The organism is Salinispora sp. CH2A1_6 (assembly GCF_056820975.1).
This window is the reverse complement of the sequence record NZ_JBXEDG010000016.1, coordinates 297,010-315,732: the sequence shown is the minus strand read 5'-3', so window position 1 is coordinate 315,732 and position 18,723 is coordinate 297,010. Positions and strand designations below refer to the sequence as shown.

The following is an 18,723-nucleotide window of genomic DNA, read 5'->3' as shown; positions in this document are numbered from 1 at the left end:
AACGAGCAGCTGATGGTCAGCGCTTCGAGTACTGGGGAGCCTTACGGGCCTTCTTGAGGCCGTACTTCTTGCTTTCCTTGACCCGCGCGTCCCGGGTCAGGAAGCCGGCCTTCTTGAGCGCCGGGCGGTCGTCCGGCTCGCTGGCGATCAGCGCGCGGGCGATGGCCAGCCGGAGTGCACCGGCCTGACCGGTGGTGCCGCCGCCCCGCAGGTTCGCGATGACGTCGAACTCCTCCGCCTTCTCGGTGGTGACCAGCGGGTCCTTGATCAGCTGCTGGTGCACCTTGCTCGGGAAGTACGCCTCAAGGTCCCGGCCGTTGCAGGTGATCTTGCCGGTGCCCGGGACGATGCGGACCCGGACGATGGCCTCCTTGCGGCGACCCACGGTCTGGATCGGCCGGTCACCAAGGGGCGCGCGGACGACGGGCGCCAGCGCCTCGGCGGCCTCGGGGGCGACCTCGGTGGCGATGATGTCGGTCATGCTGCTTCCTTCGCCCGCGCTCACTGCGCGATCTGCTTGATCTCGAACGGCACTGGCTGCTGCGCGCCGTGCGGGTGCTCGGCACCGGCGTAGACCTTCAGCTTCTTGATGAGCTTCCGGCCCAGCTTGTTGTGCGGGAGCATGCCCTTCACGGCCAGCTCAACGGCCCGCTCGGGGCGCTTGGTCAGCAGCTCGTCGTAGCCGACCTGCTTGAGGCCGCCGGGGTAACCGGAGTGCCGGTAGGCGATCTTCTGCTGCCGCTTGTTACCGGTCAGCGCGACCTTGCCGGCGTTCACGATGACGACAAAGTCGCCCGTGTCGACGTGCGGCGCGAAAGTCGGCTTGTGCTTGCCGCGCAGCAGCGTGGCGGCATGGGTGGCCAAGCGGCCCAGCACGACATCAGAGGCGTCGATAACGTGCCACTGACGCTCGATCTCACCCGGCTTCGGGCTGTACGTACGCACAGGTTTACCTTGTCTCGTCGTCGGTCTGGGGCCTGCGCGCCGGGGTGACCATGACTTTCAGGCCGAGCCAACGCGCACGAACGACCAAGCGCACCTCAGACGGCACGCCCCTAGATGTCGCACAACAGCAGGTAACGATACCCAACGCCGGGCCAGCCGGCAAAACGGGGTCCGATCGGCCCGCCGGGCTGAGCCGAAACAGGCTGGTTCCCCACCCACGGCGCAGGTCGCCGATGGCCGAAGTCACACCCGCGCCGAGGCCAGTCGCGCCCCGGGACGCAAATAGACAGCCCACGTCAGCACGGTCAGCACCAGGAAGAAGCCGACATAGAACCCCAGCGCGGGCTGGATACTGCCGTACGCCGACTTCGCCCACGCGTAGCAGATCGGAACCAGGAAGCCGCCGAAGGCGCCGATCGCGGAGATGATCCCGAGCGCCCCGGCCGCCTGGCGCCGCATCGCGCGCATGATCTCCGGCGAACCGCCGAGCTCCTCCCCCCGCACCTGGAAGATCCGAGAGATCATCCGGTACGTCGATCCGTTGCCGACCCCGGTGGCCACGAACAACAGCATGAACGCCAGGAAGAAGAGCTCCAGCCAGCGCTCCCGCACCGACCACAGCGCCAGGTACGCACCGCCGGTCATCAACACGAAGCTGGCCACAGTGACCCGGGCGCCACCGATGGTGTCGGCGAGACGACCACCGAAGGGTCGGCAGAGCGAACCCACCGCCGCACCGAGAAACGCCCAGGACAGCGCGATGTCGGGCCGGCCGAAGACCCCGTTGAGCAGCGTCGGGAAGGCCGCCGAGTAGCCGATGAACGAGCCGAACGTGCCGACGTACAGCAACGACATGATCCAGGTGTTCCGGTCCCGCAGCGAGGACCACACCGGCCCCACGTCCGCCTTGGCCTCGACCAGGTTGTCCATGAACAGGTAGGCACAGACCGCAGCGATCACCGCGAGTGGGAGGTACATCAGGCCGGCTCGGGCCAGCGCGAGGCCCCCGCCGAGCACGATCACCTGCGGCACCAGGAACTGCACGACGGCGACGCCGATGTTGCCGCCCGCCGCATTCAGCCCCAGCGCCCACCCCTTCTCCCGCTCCGGATAGAAGAACGAGATGTTCGCCATGCTGGAGGCGAAGTTCCCGCCGCCGAACCCGGCCGTGGCAGCGATCAGCAGCAGCGGCACGAAGCCGATCTCCGGGTGCTGCACCGCCCAGGCCAACCCGGCAGCCGGGATGATCAGCAGCAGGGCGGAGACCACGGTCCAGTTCCGCCCGCCGAAGACCGGCACCGCGAAGGTGTAGGGCAGTCGCAGCAGCGCACCGACGCCGCTGGGCACGGCGGTCAGCCAGAGCGCCTGGCTGGTGGTCAGCGTCCAACCGACATCGTCCAACCGGACCACCACGATGCTCCAGAGCAACCAGACGGAGAACCCGATGTGCTCGGCGAAGATCGAAAAGATGAGATTGCGCCGGGCGACGGGCCGGCCGACGGTCCGCCAGAAGTGATCGTCCTCCGGCGCCCAGTGGCCAACCCAGCGGCCCCGGCCGCGTTGCAGGTCGATCTCCTCCGCGGTGGTCGTCGCGGGCACGCTCGTCGTCATCAGGCGCTCCTTCCGGCCAGGCGTCCTGGCCCGCCGACCGCACCGGTTGGTCGGTGTCGAGCGGGCCCGGCTGGAACCTAGGAAGCCGGCGTTACCGCAGCGTTCGTCGCCGGATTCGGGGAGGCAACGGTGCGCGCACCGAGCCGCACACCGACCCGTGAGGAGCGCTGTTGGTCAGCGGGGCGATCGGCGGGTGGCCTAGTAGTGCTTTGTTAGGTCGTTGTGGCGTGTCGCTCGTACGGCGATCGTGGCGGTGTTTGGCTGCGGTGCGTGGATGAGCGGGATCTGGTTCGGGTGCGGGCGCGGTTAGAGGACTTCGCGGCCGGGATCTTCGCGGGGTTGCGGCGCTCGGATCAGCGGGCGACGGGTCTGCGGTATCTGCGAGGGTTGATGCTGGACGGTCGACGGAAGTCGATGCAGCCGATGGCGCAGCGGCTCGGGGTCGATCATCAGCAGTTGCAGCAGTTCCTGACCTCGTCCACCTGGGACGTCGGCGGTGTGCGACGGCGGATGGCCACCGCTGCGGTCGACCTGGTGACGCCTGAGGTGTGGGTGGTCGATGACACCGGGTTTCCCAAGGACGGCAAGGCTTCTGCATGCGTGGCCCGGCAGTATTCCGGCACCCTCGGTAAGGTCGCCAACTGCCAGATCGCCGTCAGTGTTCACGCGGCGACCGACACGGCGTCGGCGGTGCTGAACTGGCGGCTATTCGTGCCGGAGTCCTGGGACGACACCTGCGTCCCGGGCCCGGACGGCAAGCCCGCGAACCCACACGCCCGCAGGCTGCGCCAGCAGCCGGTCACCCTCGATGCGGCCGGGGCGAAGAAGCCGCACACCCGGGTGCAGGTGCCGCCTGCCGAGCAGATCGCGCAGATCCGCCGGCGCCGCACCGCGTCGAAGGTCCCGGACGCCGAGCGGTACCGGCCGAAGTGGCTGATGGCCCTGGAGATGCTCGACGAGTTGGCCGAGTGGGGGCTGCGTCCGCCGCTGCTGACCGCCGACGCCGGATACGGCCAGGTCGCCGAGTTCCGTCAGGGACTGACCGAACGCGGTATCGGCTACATCGTGGCGGCCACGTCGTCCACCACCGCGCAACCCGGCCACGCCCAACCGGTCGAGGTCCCCTACGCCGGAGTCGGCAAGCACCCCACACCGCGCTACCCCTACCCGGCCCGCAGCCTGAAGGACCTCGCCCTCGCCCACGGTGCTGACGCGGCACGCCTGGTGCGCTGGCGCGCCCGGCTCCCCACAGCCAACCGCGACCCCGACCGGCCCGTCGGTGAGCTGTCCGGGCACTTCTTCGCACTGCGGGTGCGTCCCGCCGGCCGAGCCGTCCGACGCGGTCCACACCGCGGCGATGACGGTGTCCTGCCCGAACGCTGGCTGCTCGTGCAATGGCCCCCCGGCCAAGACGAACCCAGCGACTACTGGCTGTCCGACCTACCCGCCGACACACCACTTGCCGAACTGGTCCGCCTGGCCAAAAGCCGCTGGCGCGTCGAGCACGACTACCACGAACTCAAGACCGCCCTCGGCCTTGACCACTTCGAAGGACGATCCTGGATCGGCTGGCACCGCCACGTCACCCTCACCGCAGCCGCCCAACTGTTCCTCACCCAACTCGCGACCTGGCTCGGGTTCTACCCCTCTGCCACCAACCCACCCCAACCTAACAAAGCACTACTAGTAGTGCTTTGTTAGGTTCGGTAGCGTTTGTTGCGGTGTAGCGGTTTCACGGGTTGGTGGCAGGTGATGCAGGCGCCGGTCCAGGTCGCGAGGAGTCGTTGCAGCTCGCGGCTGATCGTGTAGAGGGTCAGGCCGGCGCATCCGCTTTTGGGTCCAGGCGTAGTTCGGTGATGAACAGGTGCGCGGCGGTGACCAGGGTGACGTGGCGGTGCCAGCCGGTCCAGGAGCGGCCTTCGAAGTGGTCCAGGCCGAGGCCGGTCTTCAGTTCGCGGTAGTCGTGTTCGATGCGCCAGCGGATCTTGCTGTGGCGGACCAGGTCGGTGTGGCTGGTGGTGGCGGGCAGGCTGGACAGCCAGTACTTGACCGGCTCGGCCTCGTCGTGCGGCCACTGAGCGATCAGCCACCGCTCGGGCAGGAGACCGTCCGGGTCGCGGGCGACGCGGTGCCCCGCCGGCCGGACCCGGAGGAAGACGAACTGGGATCTCATCGTGCCTTTCGAGCCGTCCCGCCAGGTGATCGTCTCCGCAGCCCGGCGGCCGGCGGCGCGGATGTGTTCGGTCAGGCTGACCGCGGTCTTGGGGTAGCGCGGGTCGGTGCGGGTGGGTGGGCGACCACGCCCGGACCACACCCGCTCGACTGGCCGCACGTCTGGCTTGTGGGCGAGGGCGTCGCCTTTGACCTGCATGATGTAGCCGATCCCGCGTTCGTCCAAGGCGCTGCGGAACTGGCTGTTGTCCCCGTAGCCAGCGTCCGCGGCCAGCAGCGGCGGCCGCAGCCCGTGGTCGGCCAGTTCGTCGAGCATCTCCACGACCAGCGCCCACTTCGGCCGGTGACGCTCGCCCTCGGGGATGCCGCAGCGGGCCCGACGAGCGGCCACCTCAGCACACTTAGCCTCGTCAATGGCATGGTGATCCCACGACATCGGCAGGAACAGCCGCCAGCCCAGAGGACACGAGGCGGTGTCGGTGACAGCGTGGACGCTCACCCCGATCTGGCAGTTCGCGACCTTGCCCAACGTGCCGGAGTACTGCCTGGCCACGCCCGGCGATCCCTTGCCGTCCTTCGGGAAGCCGGTGTCGTCGACCACCCACGCCACCGGCTCGACCACATCAAGGGCCCGGCGGGCCAGACGCATCCGCACCACCGTGGTGTCCCACGTCGAGGTCGTCACGAACTGCTGCAACCCCTGGTGATCCACCCCGAGCCGATCCGCCATCGGCTGCATCGATTTACGCCGCCCGTCAAGAAGCAGACCCCGCAGATACGTCTCACCCTTCGTCCGCTGATCCGAGCGCACCAGCGGGGTGAACACATCCGCGGCGTACGCCTCAAGCCGTTGCCGCACAATGGAAAGCTCGTCAGGAGTCACCCCAACATCGAACTACCCTGAACCACTCAGACGACTCAACGACACGCCAACCTAACAAAGCACTACTAGAGCTGTTGCAGGATGCGCAAGGCCCGACCGACCGAGCGCATGACCTCGTGGTCGGCCACGTCCACACACTCGGAGAACCACTGCTTCATCGGCGAGGAGAGCCGGTCCGGCATCACCACCCGCCCACCCATCGACACCGCGAGGGGAGAGTCCCGCAGTAGCGCCGTCTCCACCACCTCCGCCACGATCACAATCGGCACTGCGGTGGAGTTGTAGACGTCGGAGCTGACCACCAACCCCAGCCGTTCCCGGGCCCCCGAGATCCGCCAGACCTCGCCCCTACGCAGCACGCGGACGGCCGCTGCGGAGCAGGTCGTCAACGAGCCCCACCTCGTGGGCGTCCGCGAGCGCGGCGGCCTCCCAGTCGAGACCGGCCCGACTGACCGCGTCAGCGTGGGCAGAGAAGAGCGCCCGCAGCGCCTTCTCCCGGGCGGCCTGGTCCATCCAGGCAGACAGGGAGAGCCCCTCGCGTCGGGCGAACCACCGGGCCTGCTCGATCGTCTCGTCAGCGAACGACAGGGTCACCTTGGCAGTCATGCCGGCAGCCTACCCAGGGGTGGGACCATCAGTCAGCCCGCCGAGGCGGTGCGCCCGACTTGACCGGACCGAAACACGCGGGAACCGGGCCGGAAACCCCCTACCGGCACGCTTCACCGGCATGACAGACGGTACGCGCCCCGCTACCGCGGCCGGACAACCCCACATCGAGGCGGCGACGCACTGCCCGTACTGCGCTCTCCAGTGCGGCATGACCCTGCGCGAGGCGGACGGCGAGGTGGCCGTCCTCCCCCGCTGGTTCCCCACCAACCAGGGCGGGCTCTGCCAGAAGGGCTGGACCGCCGCCGAGCTACTCGACCACCCGGATCGCCTCACCACCGCACTGCTCCGCGACCCCGCCAGCGGCGAGCTGCGCCCGGCGAGCTGGGACGCGGCACTGGACCGAATCGTCACGGGCATCCGTACCGTCCAGGCCAACCACGGGCGGGACGCGGTCGCCGTCTTCGGCGGCGGTGGCCTCACCAACGAGAAGGCGTACGCGCTGGGCAAGTTCGCCCGGGTGGTGCTCCGGACCCGACACATCGACTACAACGGGCGGTTCTGCATGTCGTCGGCGGCTGCCGCCGGGATGCGCGCCTTCGGTGTCGACCGGGGTCTCCCCTTCCCCCTGGCCGACCTGGGCACCGCCGACACCCTGCTGCTGGTCGGCGCGAACCCGGCCGAGACGATGCCCCCACTGGTGCGCTGGCTGACCGAGCAACGTCGCCGAGGAGGGCGGCTGATCGTGATAGATCCGCGCGTCACCGCCACCGCCCGCCAGGCCGACCTACACCTACAGCCGCTGCCCGGCACCGACCTGGCGGTGGCCAACGCGCTGCTGCACATCGCGCTCGTCGAGGGGTTCGTGGACCACAGCTACGTCGCCGGACGCACCACCGGCTTCGACGACGTCCGCCGGGCGGTGGCGGAGTGGTGGCCCGCCCGCGCCGAGGCGCTGTCCGGGGTGTCGGTGGCCGATCTCGAGACGACCGCGCGGGCCCTGGGCGGCGCCCGCCGGGCGATCATCCTCACCGCCCGCGGCGCCGAGCAACACGCCAAGGGCGTCGACACCGTCACCGGGTACGTGAACCTGGCCCTCGCCCTCGGCCTGCCCGGCCGCCCCGGCTCCGGTTACGGCTGCCTGACCGGACAGGGCAACGGCCAGGGCGGCCGGGAACACGGTCAGAAGGCCGACCAGCTTCCCGGCTACCGCCGCATCGACAACCCCGCCGACCGCGAGCACGTCGCCGCGGTCTGGGGGGTACCGGCGGAGGACATACCGGGGCCCGGGGTGCCCGCGTACCGGCTACTGGACTCGCTCGGCACCCCGGACGGGCCGAAGGCGCTGCTGGTGTTCGGCTCCAACCCGGTGGTCTCCGCGCCACGGGCGGCCCGGATCGAGGGCCGCCTGCACGACCTCGACCTGCTGGTGGTCGTCGACTTCCTGCGCTCCGAGACGGCGGCCCTCGCCGACGTGGTGCTGCCGACCGCGCAGTGGGCCGAGGAGGACGGCACCATGACCAACCTGGAGGGACGGGTCCTGCGCCGGCGGGCGCTCCGCACACCACCGCCCGGTGTCCGCACCGACCTGGAACTCCTCGCCGCCCTCGCCACGGCGCTGGAGCAGGACCCCGGGCGCCCGGCCGGCCAGGACCGAGGGCCCGCGCTCTCGCCCGAGCCAGAGGTGGTGTTCGAGGAGCTCCGAGCGGCTTCGGCCGGCGGGCTCGCCGACTACGCCGGGATCAGCTGGGAGCGGATCGACGCGCAGGAGGGCGTGTTCTGGCCCTGCCCGGAGCTCGACCGGCCGGACACTCCTCGACTCTTCGCCGACCGGTTTCCCACCCCCGACGGGCGCGCCCGATTCCACGCCGTGCAGCACCGACCCGCCGCGGAGCAGGTGTGCGCGACCTATCCGCTGCACTTCACCACCGGACGGGTGCTCGCCCAGTACCAGTCCGGAACTCAGACCCGCCGGGTGCCCGCACTGCGCCGGGCCGCACCAGCGGCCTTCATCGAACTGCATCCGGACGTGGCCGACCGGCTGGGCGTGGCCGACGGCGAACCGGTCCGGGTGCGCTCCCGCCGAGGCGAACTGATCGCACCGGCCCGGCTCAGCCCGGCGATTCGACCGGACACCGTCTTCGCCCCGTTCCACTGGGGCGGCATCGCCCGCGCCAACACGGTCACCAACGACGCCGTCGACCCGATCTCCGGGATGCCGGAATTCAAGATCTGTGCGGTCCGAGTGGAGAAGGTGGCGGCGACGTGACCGACCGAATCGTCATCATCGGCAACGGAATGGCCGGCACCCGTCTCGCCAGTGAGCTCTCCGCACGCGGCGGGGACCGCAAGATAACCGTATTCGGGACAGAACCGCACAGGGCATACAATCGGATCATGCTCTCCACCCTGCTGGCTGGAGCGATCGGGGAGCCGGACGTACAGCTGGCCGAGGCCGCCGGACACGGAGTCGACCTGCACACCGGGGTCTGCGTTACCGCGATCGACCGCGAGGACCGTGCGGTCCGCACCGACCGGGGCGACCGGATCCACTACGACCACCTGGTCCTGGCCACCGGTAGCCGCGCCGTCGTCCCCCCACTGACCGGGCTGACCGGCAGGGAACTGCCAGAGCGGGTGGTGCCGTTTCGCACCCTGGATGACTGCCGCCGCATCCTCGCGGTTGCTGACCGGGCCCGCCGCGTGCTGGTGCTCGGCGGCGGGCTACTCGGTCTGGAGGCGGCCCGCGGGCTCGCCGGCCGCGGGCTCGAGGTGACGGTGGTGCACCCGGTGCCGTACCTGATGGAGCGGCAACTCGACCCGGCCGCGGCGGCCGTGCTCGCCCGTACCCTCGCCGACCTCGGGGTAGCCACCCAGCTAGCCGTACCGGCCACCGCCGTGCTCGCTGACTCCCACGGCGTCCGCCTCGAGCTGGCCGACGGTCGGTCGTTCGCCGCCGACCTGCTGGTGCTCGCCTGCGGCGTACGCCCGGACACCGCGCTCGCCACGGCCGCCAACCTGGCCGTAGGGCGGGGGGTCCTCGTCGACGACCAGCTACGCACCAGCGACCGGCGCATCTCGGCCATCGGCGACTGCGCCCAGCACGGCGACACCCTGACCGGCCTGGTGGCCCCGGCCTGGGCGCAGGCACGGGTGCTGGCACAGGTGCTCAGCGGCGCGGACCCGTCGGCCCGATACCGGCCGAGGCCGGTGGTGACCCGGCTCAAGACCGCCGGCATCGACCTGGCGGCGATGGGTGACCCCGGCGACGGCCCCGGTGAGGAGCTGACCTTCACCGACCCGGCCAGTGGCACGTACGCCCGGCTACGAATCAACCAACAACGGCTGACCGCCGCGATCCTGGTGGGCGACAACCCCTCCGTCGGTACGGTCATCCAGCTCTTCGACCGGGGACAGCCGGTGCCCAGCGACCGGCGGTCGCTGCTGCTCGGCCGGGCACTCGGCACGGGACCGGCGGAACCAGCCACGACACCGGCGCTGATGCCGGCTACGGCGACGGTCTGCCACTGCAACAACGTCGACAAAGGAACGTTGGTGGAGAGTTGGCGCCGCGGGGCGCGGACGGTCGACGAGGTGGTGGCGGCCACCCGTGCCGGTACGGGCTGCGGCTCCTGCCGGGACGCGGTCGCCGGCATCACCGACTGGCTTTCCACCGTGGAATCTGTGGAGGTGCAACGATGAGGAAAGGCCGACTGGTCGTCGTCGGCAACGGTATGGTCGGGCAGCGGTTCGTGGACGCGTTACGCGCCCGCGACAGCGACGGTCGATGGCGGGTGACCGTGCTCGGCGAGGAGCCCCGGCCCGCGTACGACCGGGTGCGCCTCTCCGCCCTCTTCGACGGGGTGGCCGCGGATGAGCTGAACCTGCACACCCCGGATCCGCAGGTACAGCTCCGGCTCGGTACGTCGGTCACCGCGATCGACCGGGCCCGACGCGTCGTCGCGACGACCGCCGGTGAGTACCCGTACGACGCACTGGTGTTGGCCACCGGCTCGTACCCCTTCGTGCCGCCGATCGACGGCGTCGACCTGCCGGGCGTCTTCACCTATCGCACCCTGGACGACCTGGCCGCGATCCGCGCGCACGCCCGGGGCCGCCGGCGGGGCGCGGTGATCGGCGGTGGGCTGCTCGGCCTGGAGGCGGCGAACGCGCTGCGGCTGCTCGGGCTCGCCACCAGCGTCGTGGAGTTCGCACCGCGGCTGATGCCGGTGCAGGTGGACACCGCCGGCGGGGCGCTGCTGCGTCGCTATGTCGAGGAGCTGGACGTCGCCTGCCACCTCGGGGTCGCCACCAGCGCGCTGCACCCCGGTCCGGACGGCTCGGTGGCCCAGCTGGAGCTGGCCGACGGCGGTCGCGTGGACGCCGACCTGGTCGTCGTGGCGGCCGGTATCCGCCCCCGGGACGAGCTGGCCCGCGCCGCCGGCCTGCCCCTCGGCCGCCACGGCGGGGTGCTGGTCGACCACACCTGCCGCAGTGCCGACGAGCGGATCTGGGCGGTCGGCGAGTGCGCGGCCGTGGACGGCACCTGCCACGGTCTGGTCGGCCCCGGCTACGCGATGGCGGAGACGGTGGCCGACCGACTCGTCGGTGGGGCGGCCACCGTCCCCGACGCGGACACCGCCACCAAGCTGAAGCTACTCGGCGTGGACGTCGCCTCCTTCGGCGACGCCCACGGCACCACCCCGGGTTGTCTCGACGTGACCTTCACCGATCCGGCCACCCGGGTCTACGCGAAGCTGGTCCTCTCCGACGACGCGCAGACGCTGCTCGGGGGCGTACTGGTCGGCGACGCCGACGCGTACCCGACGTTGCGGGCCAGCGTCGGTCAGGCGCTGCCCGCCGCGCCGCTCGCGCTGCTGGCCCCGGCCGGTGCGGGCGCCGGGGCAGCGGCGCTCCCCGGTTCCGCACAGGTTTGCTCCTGCAACGCGGTGACCCGCGCCGACCTGGACGCGGCGATCGCCGGCGGTGCGACCGACGTGCCGACGCTCAAGGCGTGCACCCGGGCCGGCACCAGCTGTGGCTCCTGCGTACCGATGCTCCGGCAGCTACTCGACGCCGCCGGAGTTGGGCAGCCCCGCGGGCTCTGCGAACACTTCGAGGTGAGCCGCCAGGAGCTCTTCGACCTCATCCGGGTCCGGGAGATCCGCACCTTCTCCAGCCTGATCGCCGAGCACGGCCGAGGCGATGGCTGTGACATCTGCAAGCCGGTGGTGGCGTCGATCCTGGCCTCCCTCGGCACCGGGCACCTCCTCGACGGCGAGCGGGCGTCGCTACAGGACACCAATGACCACTTCCTGGCCAACCTGCAGCGGGACGGCAGCTACTCGGTCGTGCCCCGCATCCCCGGCGGCGAGATCACCCCGGAGAAGCTGATTGTGCTCGGCGAGGTGGCCCGGGACTTCGCGCTCTACACGAAGATTACCGGCGGGCAGCGCATCGACCTGCTCGGCGCCCGGGTGGAGCAGTTACCGCAGATCTGGCGCCGGCTGGTCAACGCGGGCTTCGAGTCCGGCCACGCGTACGGCAAGGCACTGCGGACGGTGAAGTCGTGCGTCGGGTCCACCTGGTGCCGGTACGGGGTGCAGGACTCGGTCGGGTTGGCCATCGCGCTGGAGCTGCGCTACCGCGGGCTCCGCGCCCCCCACAAGATCAAAGCAGCGGTCTCCGGCTGCGCCCGGGAGTGCGCCGAGGCGCGCGGCAAGGACTTCGGCATCATCGCCACCGACGCCGGCTGGAACCTCTACGTCGGGGGCAACGGCGGCTTCCGGCCCCGACACGCCGACCTCTTCGCCACCGACCTGACGACCGAGGCGCTGATACGGCTGGTCGACCGGTTCCTGATGTACTACATCCGCACCGCGGACCGACTGCAACGTACCGCCGCCTGGATCGAGGCGATGGACGGCGGCCTGGCGCACCTCAACGCGGTCATCGTGGGCGACTCGCTCGGGCTCTGCGCCGAGCTGGACACGGCGATGGCGCGGCACGTGGGGTCGTACTCCGACGAGTGGCGCGACGTCCTCGAGGATCCGGCCCGGCTGGACCGGTTCACCTCGTTCGTCAACGCTCCCCAGGTGCCCGACCCCTCCATCCGGTTCACCGAGGAACGTGGACAACGGATACCGGTGCAGGCCGGGGAGACCGGAAACCGACAGCCGGTCGGGCTGGGCACGCCGCAGGTGCGGCGATGACCGGCCAGCCGCGGGGGTGGACGGCGGTCTGTCCACTGACCCGCCTGGACCCGGGTCGCGGGGTGGCAGCGCTCGTCGACGGCGTCCAGGTGGCGCTGTTCCGTACCGCCGCCGACCTCTTCGCCATCGACAACCGGGACCCGGTCACCGATGTGTACGTGCTCTCGCGCGGAATCGTGGGCAGCCGAGACGGGGTGCCGACAGTCGCCTCCCCACTACACAAACAGGCATACGACCTGCGGACCGGAGCCTGCCTGGACCTACCGGGCGTCGCGGTCCGGTGGCACGAGGTGCGGTGCCGGGCCGGACTGGTCGAGGTACGGCTGCGAGAGGAGGCGTAGATGCGCGACGAACTGGCCGGCTTCACCGTCGGGGTGACCGCCGACCGGCGTCGGGACGAATTGGCGGCGCTACTCCAGCGGTACGGGGCGCGGGTGGTCTTCGCGCCTGCCCTGCGGATCGTGCCACTCGCCGACGACACCGAGCTGCGGGCGGCGACGCGGGCCTGCCTCGATCGACCACCGGATGTCCTGATGGCCGACACGGGGATCGGGATGCGCGGCTGGCTGGAGGCGGCCGAGGGCTGGGGGCTGGCTGAGCCGCTGCGCGTGGCGCTGCGCGGAGCATACGTGGTGGCCCGCGGGCCGAAGGCCCGCGGCGCGATCCGGGCCGCCGGCCTGCACGATCAGTGGTCGCCCGCCTCGGAGAGCTGCACCGAGGTGGTGGAGCACCTGCGTGACCGGGGTGTGGCCGGCCAGGTGGTCGCCATGCAGCTGCACGGCGGAGCGCAACCCGAGTGCACGAGGGCGCTGGCGGCAGCCGGCGCGACCGTGATCACGATCCCGGTCTATCGCTGGGCACCGCCGACCGACCCGACACCACTGCATCGGCTGATCGACCTGGTCGCCGACCGGATGGTGGACGCGGTGACGTTCACCTCGGCACCGGCCGCCGAGGCGTTGCTCCACGCCGCCGGAGACCGGATCGACCGGGTACTCGACGCGTTTCGGGGTGCGGTGCTGGCGAGTTGCGTGGGGACGGTGACCGCGGAGCCGCTGCGGCGACGGGGGGTACCGGTCAGCGCTCCCGAGCGGGCCCGGCTGGGCGCACTGGTCCGAACGATCGTTGCGGAGTTGCCGCGGCGCGCGGTCACCTTGAACGCCGCCGGCCACCTCCTCACCCTGCGCGGGCACGCCGCCGTGGTCGATGGTGAGCTGCGACCGCTGGCCCCGGCCCCGATGGCGGTGCTGCGGACGCTGGCGGCGTCCCCGGGGCGGGTCCTGTCCCGGGCGGCGCTGCTCCGGACGTTGCCGCGTGGGGCCGACGAACACGCGGTGGAGATGGCGGTGGCGCGGTTGCGCGCCGGGCTGAAGGCTCCCCGGGCGGTGCAGACGGTGGTGAAGCGCGGCTACCGCCTCCGGGTCGACTGATGCGTAGCCGCCGTAGCCGCGGCCCGTCAGTTAGTTGGCGGGCCGCGGCCACGGGCCGATGCCGGGGGTGCCGGTCACCGGCGTCGGCTCACCCGACCGGAGTCGGGAAACCGCGATCATGCTCGGCCTGCAGGCGGCTCATGGCGTGCTCGACGACGGTCACCAGCACCTGCTTGACCGACTCCCGGCTACGCGCATCGGTCAGCACGAGCGGCACGTCCGCCGGGATGGCGAGCGCCTCGCGCACCTCGGCCAACTCGTAGTGGGGGGCCCCGTCGAACCGGTTGAGCGCGACCACGTACGGCAGTTTACGGTTCTCGAAGTAGTCCAGCGGGGCGAAGGCATCGGTGATCCGGCGGGTGTCCACCAGGACGGCCGCGCCGACCGCACCACGAATGATCTCGTCCCACATGAACCAGAAGCGGGTCTGGCCGGGCGTGCCGAACAGGTACAGGATCAGATCCTGCGCCATGGTGATCCGGCCGAAGTCCATGGCGACGGTCGTCGTCTCTTTGCCCGGCACTTTGGACGGATCGTCGATGCCGACACCGGCTGCGGTCATGATCGCCTCGGTGGTCAGCGGTGTGATCTCCGAGATCGCCCCCACCAACGTCGTCTTTCCGACGCCGAAGCCCCCCGCGACGACGATCTTCGCGGAGATGATCTCCCGGCTCGCCCTGGCGGGGTCATAGTTCGCGAAGTCCACTTAGCACCCTTCCAAGCAGGTTCATCCGCTCCACAAACCCCATCGTGGGAGCGGCAGTGTGTAGCGTCAGCAAGCCCTCGGCCACCATGTCGGCCACCAGTACCCGGGTAACGCCGAGGGGCATCCGGGTGTAGGCGGCGATCTCCGCCAACGACTGCGCCCGGCCCTCACAGATCGTCGCGATGCGGTGCTTGTCGTGCCCCGCGAAACGTGACTCGGCGGCCGCCGTGGCGCTCGCGGACAGCACCGCCTCCAGGGTGATGTCCTGCTGCGGCTCGGTCCGGCCCCGAGTGACCGCATACGGGCGCACCAGTTCCCCACGCGGTTCGGTCCGCCGGCCTTCCATCCGCTGTCACCTCCCCTCTCGCCCGATCGGTGCCCCTTCGGCGCCGGATCTACTCTCCTCGGGCGGCGCTGTCCGGAGCCTAATGATCATGAAGACACCGCGTCCCGGGGCAACGGCACCAGTGCGGCACCGACCCGTTCCACCAGGAGCGCCATCTCATAGCCGACCTGCCCGACGTCGCAGCTGCGGGCAGCGAGTACCGCCATAGACGAACCGTCACTGATCGACATCAGGAAGAGGTATCCGCTGTCCATCTCGATGACCGTCTGAAGCACCCCGCCGGCGCTGAACATGCGGGACGCACCGTCGGTCAGGCTCACCACTCCGGAGGTGATCGCCGCGAGCTGATCTGCGCGGTCCGCGGGCAGATCCCGGGACGAGGCGAGCAGTAGCCCGTCGGCGGACACCGCGACCACGTGAGCGATGCCCGCCACGCTGTCGGCGAAGTTACTGAGCAGCCAACCCATGTCCTGCATGGTCGCTGGCCTGTTCATCAGCTCGTCTCCTTGCTCGAGGTGCTGTTGGGGTCCGACCCGGCCGAACGGCCGCGCTGCACGCCACGGTGATACGCCGACAGCAGGCCGCGGACAGTGTCCGGCGTCCGGCGGGTCCGTTCCCGGGTCCGGGGCTCGATACCACCGGGAACGAGTTGGGCCTTTGGCACCCGCTTCGGCAGCCCGGAACGGGTGATACCACCGTTGGTCGGCTCGGCAGCCTGGGTGGCCCGGCTCCAACCCTCATCCGCGATCGTGCGCCACGCATTGCCACCGCCGGCCGGAGTTCCGGAGGCACTCGGCGACCCTGGCGGGTCGCTGGCCGTCGGCTCGTTGATCGGCGGCTCGTTGATCGGCGGCACGGCGGGCGGCGGCACGCTGATCGGCGACACGGCGGGCGGCGGTCCGGCGGGGGCCGAAGCAGCAGCGGGAGCAGGAGCGGCGGAATACGACGGCGCGGGGGTGGCGGCCGGCGGGGTCATCATCGTTCCGGGCACCCGGGTGGGTAGCTGCGGCTCGACTGGGGAGCTCGCCGTCGCGGACGGGTCCGGGGCTGCTTTGTCGAAGTCCGGCCGGGTGAAGATGGCGGTCGCATCGTTGCCGTGCGTCCGGAACCAGACCGCCTCCATCTCCCGGAAGATCGGCGCCTCCGCCGGCGGAGGCGCCGGCGGCACGGACGAAGGTGCGGCATCGATCGATGCGGTGGCGGCCAAATCCGCGCCGAGCCCGCCGGTCAGCGTGCTGTCAGTGCCAAGCGTGCTGGCTGGCGGCTCGACTGGTGATGGCGGGGTAGCGGCCACGGTGGGGAAGGCCGCAGTCGCCACGGACGACTCACCCGTGGGGGTCCGTTGGGGCAGTGGGTACGACGTGGTGGGCGCTGCACCCAGACCGCCGGCGGCGCTGAGGCTGGGTTCGGTCCCGGTGGCCCCGACGGTCTGGTACGGCACCACGCTGGTAACCGCCGGCGCCGGCCACGGGGTCGGCTCGGGCTGCCGCTGCTCCGGCAGGGTAGCGGCGCTCGTGGCTACGGCCACCGGGTCACCAAAGCCGACCGAGGCTGACGGGCCCGGCTCCACCGCGAGCGGCTGGCGAGGTCGGGTGAGCGGGGCTGGCCCCCGCCCGACGGGCAGCACAACCGCAGCCGTCGGCAGGGTCACCTGGGCGACGATGCCCCCCTCAACGTTGCGGCGCAGCTCGACCCGAATGCTGTGCCGCTCAGCGAGCCGGCTCACCACGGCGAGGCCCATCAGCCGGAACGTCGCGACATCGACGCTCTGCGGCTCCGTCAGCCGCCGGTTGAGCGATTCCAGCTGCTCGTCGGAGAGGCCGAGACCACGATCCTCGACCTGGATGAGCACGTAGTCGCGAATCCGCCGCCCGTCAGCGACCACGGTGGTATTCGGCGGCGAGAAGCGGGTGGCGTTGTCGAGCAGTTCGGCGACGAGCCGGACCGCGTCGTTGACCACGTGGGCGGCCACCGACACGTCGGTGTCAACGGTGCCGAACTCAATCCGGTTGTAGAGCTCGACCTCGGACTGCGCGGCCCGCAGCACGTCCACCAGGAGAGCGTCCTCCTGCCGGGGTGCGGTCGAGTCGGCTCCAGCGAGGACCAGCAGGTTCTCGTCGTTGCGGCGCATTCGGGTGGCCAGGTGGTCCAGTTCGAAGAGTCGGGCCAGCCGCTTCGGGTCCTCCTCACCACGCTCGATCGCGTCCAGTTCCCCGATCATGCGGTCAACCAGCGTCTGGCTCCGCCGGGCCAGGTTGAGGAACATCGCCGAGACACTGGTCCGCAGCGCGGCCTGCTCCGCCGCCACCCGGACCGCCTCCCGGTGCACCACGTTGAACGCGACGGCGACCTGACCGACCTCGTCCTGGTTGGCCAGCCGGATCGGATCCCGAATCTCCCGGACGATCTCGTCAACCCCGCCCTCGTCAACCGCCTCCATGCTCTGCAGGCGACGTACCGCTTCCGGCAGATCGTGGTTGGCCACGGCGAGAGCACCCTCCCGCAGCCGGTGCAGCGAGTGGTTCAGCGAACGGGCCAGCACCACGGCGAGGGTGACCGCGATGATCAGGGTCAGGAGCACCAGTAGTGACTCGATGACAGCCTGCCGGAGAACGTCCGAACGGTCCTGCTCGGTATCGGCGAGCAGGTCCGCCTGGAGCCGGGCCTCAGTCCACCGCATCAGGTCGTGGACGGCACCGACGGCGGCGCTGGCCTCCTCCGCGCTCACCAGGGACTGCTGTCCGACCGAGCGGCCGATGTCCACGGCGACGGTGTCCGACAGCGTGACCGCGTCGCCCGAGATGGTGTTCTCCACGAACGAGCGTTGCCCCGGCTCCGCCGCGAGGGCGAAGGCGAGTAGCGCCTCCTGCTGGCTGGTCAACGTCGCCACGAAGGAGGAGTACTGCTCCTCGTCGAAGCCGCCGGCGCTCAACGCGGTGTAGGCGACGGATTCTTGCTCGGCGACTGCTGTCTTGGCCCGGGCGAAGGCCGCGACCGCCCGCCGGGCCTCTGCCAACCGCTCGTCGCCAGGGAGTTGGGCGAGGCCGTCGCCGTAGGCCACCAGGTCGGCCAGGATGACGCCGTAGCGCAACGCCGACTCGGCGACCGCCATCTGGTTACGGTCCAGCACCTGCTGTCGAATCGCGTCCAGCGTCTCGAGGTGCCCGTCGATAGCCGCCACCCGGTCGCTGACAGCGGTGGGCAACTCGTCGAAGAGCTCGCGCTCCTCCCGGTAGGCCTGCACCCGCTCGTCGGTGCTGCGCACCCGCAGGTTGTAGGCGTCAGCGGCTGCTTCCGCCTCTCCCGCCGACGAGATATAGACCGCAGCCGCCATTCGTTCGGTATGCAAGTCCTGGGTAAGGGCCGAGATGTCGACGGAGAGTTCGGTGAGCGCTTTGGCCCGGGTGGCATCGTACGCACCCTCGCCGACCGTGATCAGACGAACAGTCGCCAGCGCGATGACCGCGGCGACCGGCACGACCAAGATCAGCGCCAGCTTCGAGCGGATTCGCGCATTGCGGAGCTGAGGCAGCCAGCGCCGCTTCGGCTGCTGAGTGCCGCTGCTTGCGGGCAGGGTCGTCGGTCCGGTGCTCACGACATCGCCTCCGTCATTTCATCCACGCCTGAACCGCCGACCCAGGTCTGGTCCAGCAGAAGTGAAACCATGCGCGGCACGGCCGCGATTTCATCAGACGAGACGGGATTTGGGAAGTCGAGCTGGAGCCGAAAAGGACTGGATGCGGGCCCGCCGATGCCACAGTCCACAAATGCCACCAATTCAACACCCCTCTGAACAGGCAATGTAGACACGC

At 70.6% G+C, this 18,723-nt stretch carries 17 protein-coding genes; 6 read left to right on the top strand and 11 right to left on the bottom strand.

The window, feature by feature from the left end; genetic code table 11:
* Positions 1 to 16 precede the first annotated feature (16 nt).
* The 3 genes from rpsI to AC1UKG_RS22515 all read right to left on the bottom strand — a co-directional run bounded on the left by rpsI (position 17) and on the right by AC1UKG_RS22515 (position 2,556).
* A complete protein-coding gene (gene rpsI / locus AC1UKG_RS22525; RefSeq protein WP_018222625.1) occupies positions 17 to 481 on the bottom strand; it encodes a 30S ribosomal protein S9 in 465 nt (154 codons plus the stop codon).
* A gap of 20 nt (positions 482 to 501) precedes the next feature.
* The gene (gene rplM / locus AC1UKG_RS22520; protein ID WP_018217015.1) at positions 502 to 945 is read right to left on the bottom strand and encodes a 50S ribosomal protein L13; all 444 of its coding nucleotides are present in this window, start codon (positions 943 to 945) and stop codon (positions 502 to 504) included.
* Between the two features lie 243 nt (positions 946 to 1,188).
* A complete protein-coding gene (locus AC1UKG_RS22515; protein ID WP_018744622.1) occupies positions 1,189 to 2,556 on the bottom strand; it encodes an MFS transporter in 1,368 nt (455 codons plus the stop codon).
* A 270-nt stretch (positions 2,557 to 2,826) separates the two neighbouring features.
* Here AC1UKG_RS22515 and AC1UKG_RS22510 point away from each other — a divergent pair, with 270 nt between their 5' ends.
* On the top strand, positions 2,827 to 4,257 hold the full coding sequence (locus tag AC1UKG_RS22510; RefSeq protein WP_482643052.1) for an IS701 family transposase: 1,431 nt from the start codon (positions 2,827 to 2,829) through the stop codon (positions 4,255 to 4,257).
* Positions 4,258 to 4,369: 112 nt separating this feature from the next.
* On the opposite strand, the gene AC1UKG_RS22505 is transcribed toward AC1UKG_RS22510, so the two are convergent.
* From AC1UKG_RS22505 to AC1UKG_RS22495, 3 genes are all read right to left on the bottom strand, one after another.
* Positions 4,370 to 5,611 carry an IS701 family transposase gene (locus AC1UKG_RS22505; protein ID WP_482643053.1) on the bottom strand — a complete coding sequence of 414 codons (1,242 nt, stop codon included), beginning with the start codon at positions 5,609 to 5,611 and terminating at the stop codon, positions 4,370 to 4,372.
* Positions 5,612 to 5,676: 65 nt separating this feature from the next.
* Positions 5,677 to 5,970 carry a type II toxin-antitoxin system PemK/MazF family toxin gene (locus AC1UKG_RS22500; protein WP_018744623.1) on the bottom strand — a complete coding sequence of 98 codons (294 nt, stop codon included), beginning with the start codon at positions 5,968 to 5,970 and terminating at the stop codon, positions 5,677 to 5,679.
* Positions 5,960 to 6,217: a hypothetical protein gene (locus AC1UKG_RS22495; RefSeq protein ID WP_018744624.1), complete on the bottom strand. Its 258-nt coding sequence runs from the start codon at positions 6,215 to 6,217 to the stop codon at positions 5,960 to 5,962. The genes AC1UKG_RS22500 and AC1UKG_RS22495 overlap by 11 nt, the downstream gene beginning before the upstream one ends.
* 121 nt (positions 6,218 to 6,338) lie before the next feature.
* Between AC1UKG_RS22495 and AC1UKG_RS22490 the strand changes: the two genes are divergently transcribed.
* From AC1UKG_RS22490 to AC1UKG_RS22470, 5 genes are read left to right on the top strand one after another with little or no spacing between them, the layout of a single operon-like run.
* Positions 6,339 to 8,486 (top strand): molybdopterin oxidoreductase family protein, encoded by a 2,148-nt coding sequence (locus AC1UKG_RS22490; RefSeq protein WP_482643054.1) that lies wholly within the window; start codon positions 6,339 to 6,341, stop codon positions 8,484 to 8,486.
* Complete coding sequence (locus AC1UKG_RS22485; RefSeq protein WP_482643055.1) at positions 8,483 to 9,919, top strand: FAD-dependent oxidoreductase; 1,437 nt, start codon at positions 8,483 to 8,485, stop codon at positions 9,917 to 9,919. Before AC1UKG_RS22490 ends, AC1UKG_RS22485 begins: the two co-directional genes overlap by 4 nt.
* Positions 9,916 to 12,429 (top strand): nitrite reductase large subunit NirB, encoded by a 2,514-nt coding sequence (nirB, locus tag AC1UKG_RS22480; RefSeq protein ID WP_026325373.1) that lies wholly within the window; start codon positions 9,916 to 9,918, stop codon positions 12,427 to 12,429. The genes AC1UKG_RS22485 and nirB overlap by 4 nt, the downstream gene beginning before the upstream one ends.
* Entirely contained in the window at positions 12,426 to 12,770 is a 345-nt protein-coding gene (nirD, locus tag AC1UKG_RS22475; protein WP_018744628.1) for a nitrite reductase small subunit NirD, read from the top strand. Before nirB ends, nirD begins: the two co-directional genes overlap by 4 nt.
* Positions 12,771 to 13,859 carry a uroporphyrinogen-III synthase gene (locus AC1UKG_RS22470; RefSeq protein WP_018744629.1) on the top strand — a complete coding sequence of 363 codons (1,089 nt, stop codon included), beginning with the start codon at positions 12,771 to 12,773 and terminating at the stop codon, positions 13,857 to 13,859.
* Positions 13,860 to 13,947: 88 nt separating this feature from the next.
* Here AC1UKG_RS22470 and AC1UKG_RS22465 read toward each other — a convergent pair whose 3' ends face one another.
* From AC1UKG_RS22465 to AC1UKG_RS22445, 5 genes are all read right to left on the bottom strand, one after another.
* The gene (locus tag AC1UKG_RS22465; RefSeq protein ID WP_018744630.1) at positions 13,948 to 14,565 is read right to left on the bottom strand and encodes an ATP/GTP-binding protein; all 618 of its coding nucleotides are present in this window, start codon (positions 14,563 to 14,565) and stop codon (positions 13,948 to 13,950) included.
* Positions 14,546 to 14,911 carry a DUF742 domain-containing protein gene (locus tag AC1UKG_RS22460; protein ID WP_018744631.1) on the bottom strand — a complete coding sequence of 122 codons (366 nt, stop codon included), beginning with the start codon at positions 14,909 to 14,911 and terminating at the stop codon, positions 14,546 to 14,548. Before AC1UKG_RS22460 ends, AC1UKG_RS22465 begins: the two co-directional genes overlap by 20 nt.
* 86 nt (positions 14,912 to 14,997) lie before the next feature.
* Entirely contained in the window at positions 14,998 to 15,405 is a 408-nt protein-coding gene (locus AC1UKG_RS22455; protein WP_012015079.1) for a roadblock/LC7 domain-containing protein, read from the bottom strand.
* Positions 15,405 to 18,506: a sensor histidine kinase gene (locus tag AC1UKG_RS22450; protein ID WP_482643230.1), complete on the bottom strand. Its 3,102-nt coding sequence runs from the start codon at positions 18,504 to 18,506 to the stop codon at positions 15,405 to 15,407. Before AC1UKG_RS22450 ends, AC1UKG_RS22455 begins: the two co-directional genes overlap by 1 nt.
* Entirely contained in the window at positions 18,503 to 18,721 is a 219-nt protein-coding gene (locus AC1UKG_RS22445) for a hypothetical protein (RefSeq protein ID WP_155244510.1), read from the bottom strand. The genes AC1UKG_RS22450 and AC1UKG_RS22445 overlap by 4 nt, the downstream gene beginning before the upstream one ends.
* Between the last annotated feature and the right edge of the window lie 2 nt (positions 18,722 to 18,723).

Bases quoted from the DNA above. Each gene is read 5' to 3' on its own strand.
- rpsI (WP_018222625.1), bottom strand. From the start codon at position 481: ATGACCGACATCATCGCCACCGAGGTCGCCCCCGAGGCCGCCGAGGCG.
- AC1UKG_RS22515 (WP_018744622.1), bottom strand. From the start codon at position 2,556: ATGACGACGAGCGTGCCCGCGACGACCACCGCGGAGGAGATCGACCTG.
- AC1UKG_RS22495 (WP_018744624.1), bottom strand. From the start codon at position 6,217: ATGACTGCCAAGGTGACCCTGTCGTTCGCTGACGAGACGATCGAGCAG.
- AC1UKG_RS22490 (WP_482643054.1), top strand. From the start codon at position 6,339: ATGACAGACGGTACGCGCCCCGCTACCGCGGCCGGACAACCCCACATC.
- nirB (WP_026325373.1), top strand. From the start codon at position 9,916: ATGAGGAAAGGCCGACTGGTCGTCGTCGGCAACGGTATGGTCGGGCAG.
- nirD (WP_018744628.1), top strand. From the start codon at position 12,426: ATGACCGGCCAGCCGCGGGGGTGGACGGCGGTCTGTCCACTGACCCGC.
- AC1UKG_RS22470 (WP_018744629.1), top strand. From the start codon at position 12,771: ATGCGCGACGAACTGGCCGGCTTCACCGTCGGGGTGACCGCCGACCGG.
- AC1UKG_RS22460 (WP_018744631.1), bottom strand. From the start codon at position 14,911: ATGGAAGGCCGGCGGACCGAACCGCGTGGGGAACTGGTGCGCCCGTAT.
- AC1UKG_RS22455 (WP_012015079.1), bottom strand. From the start codon at position 15,405: ATGAACAGGCCAGCGACCATGCAGGACATGGGTTGGCTGCTCAGTAAC.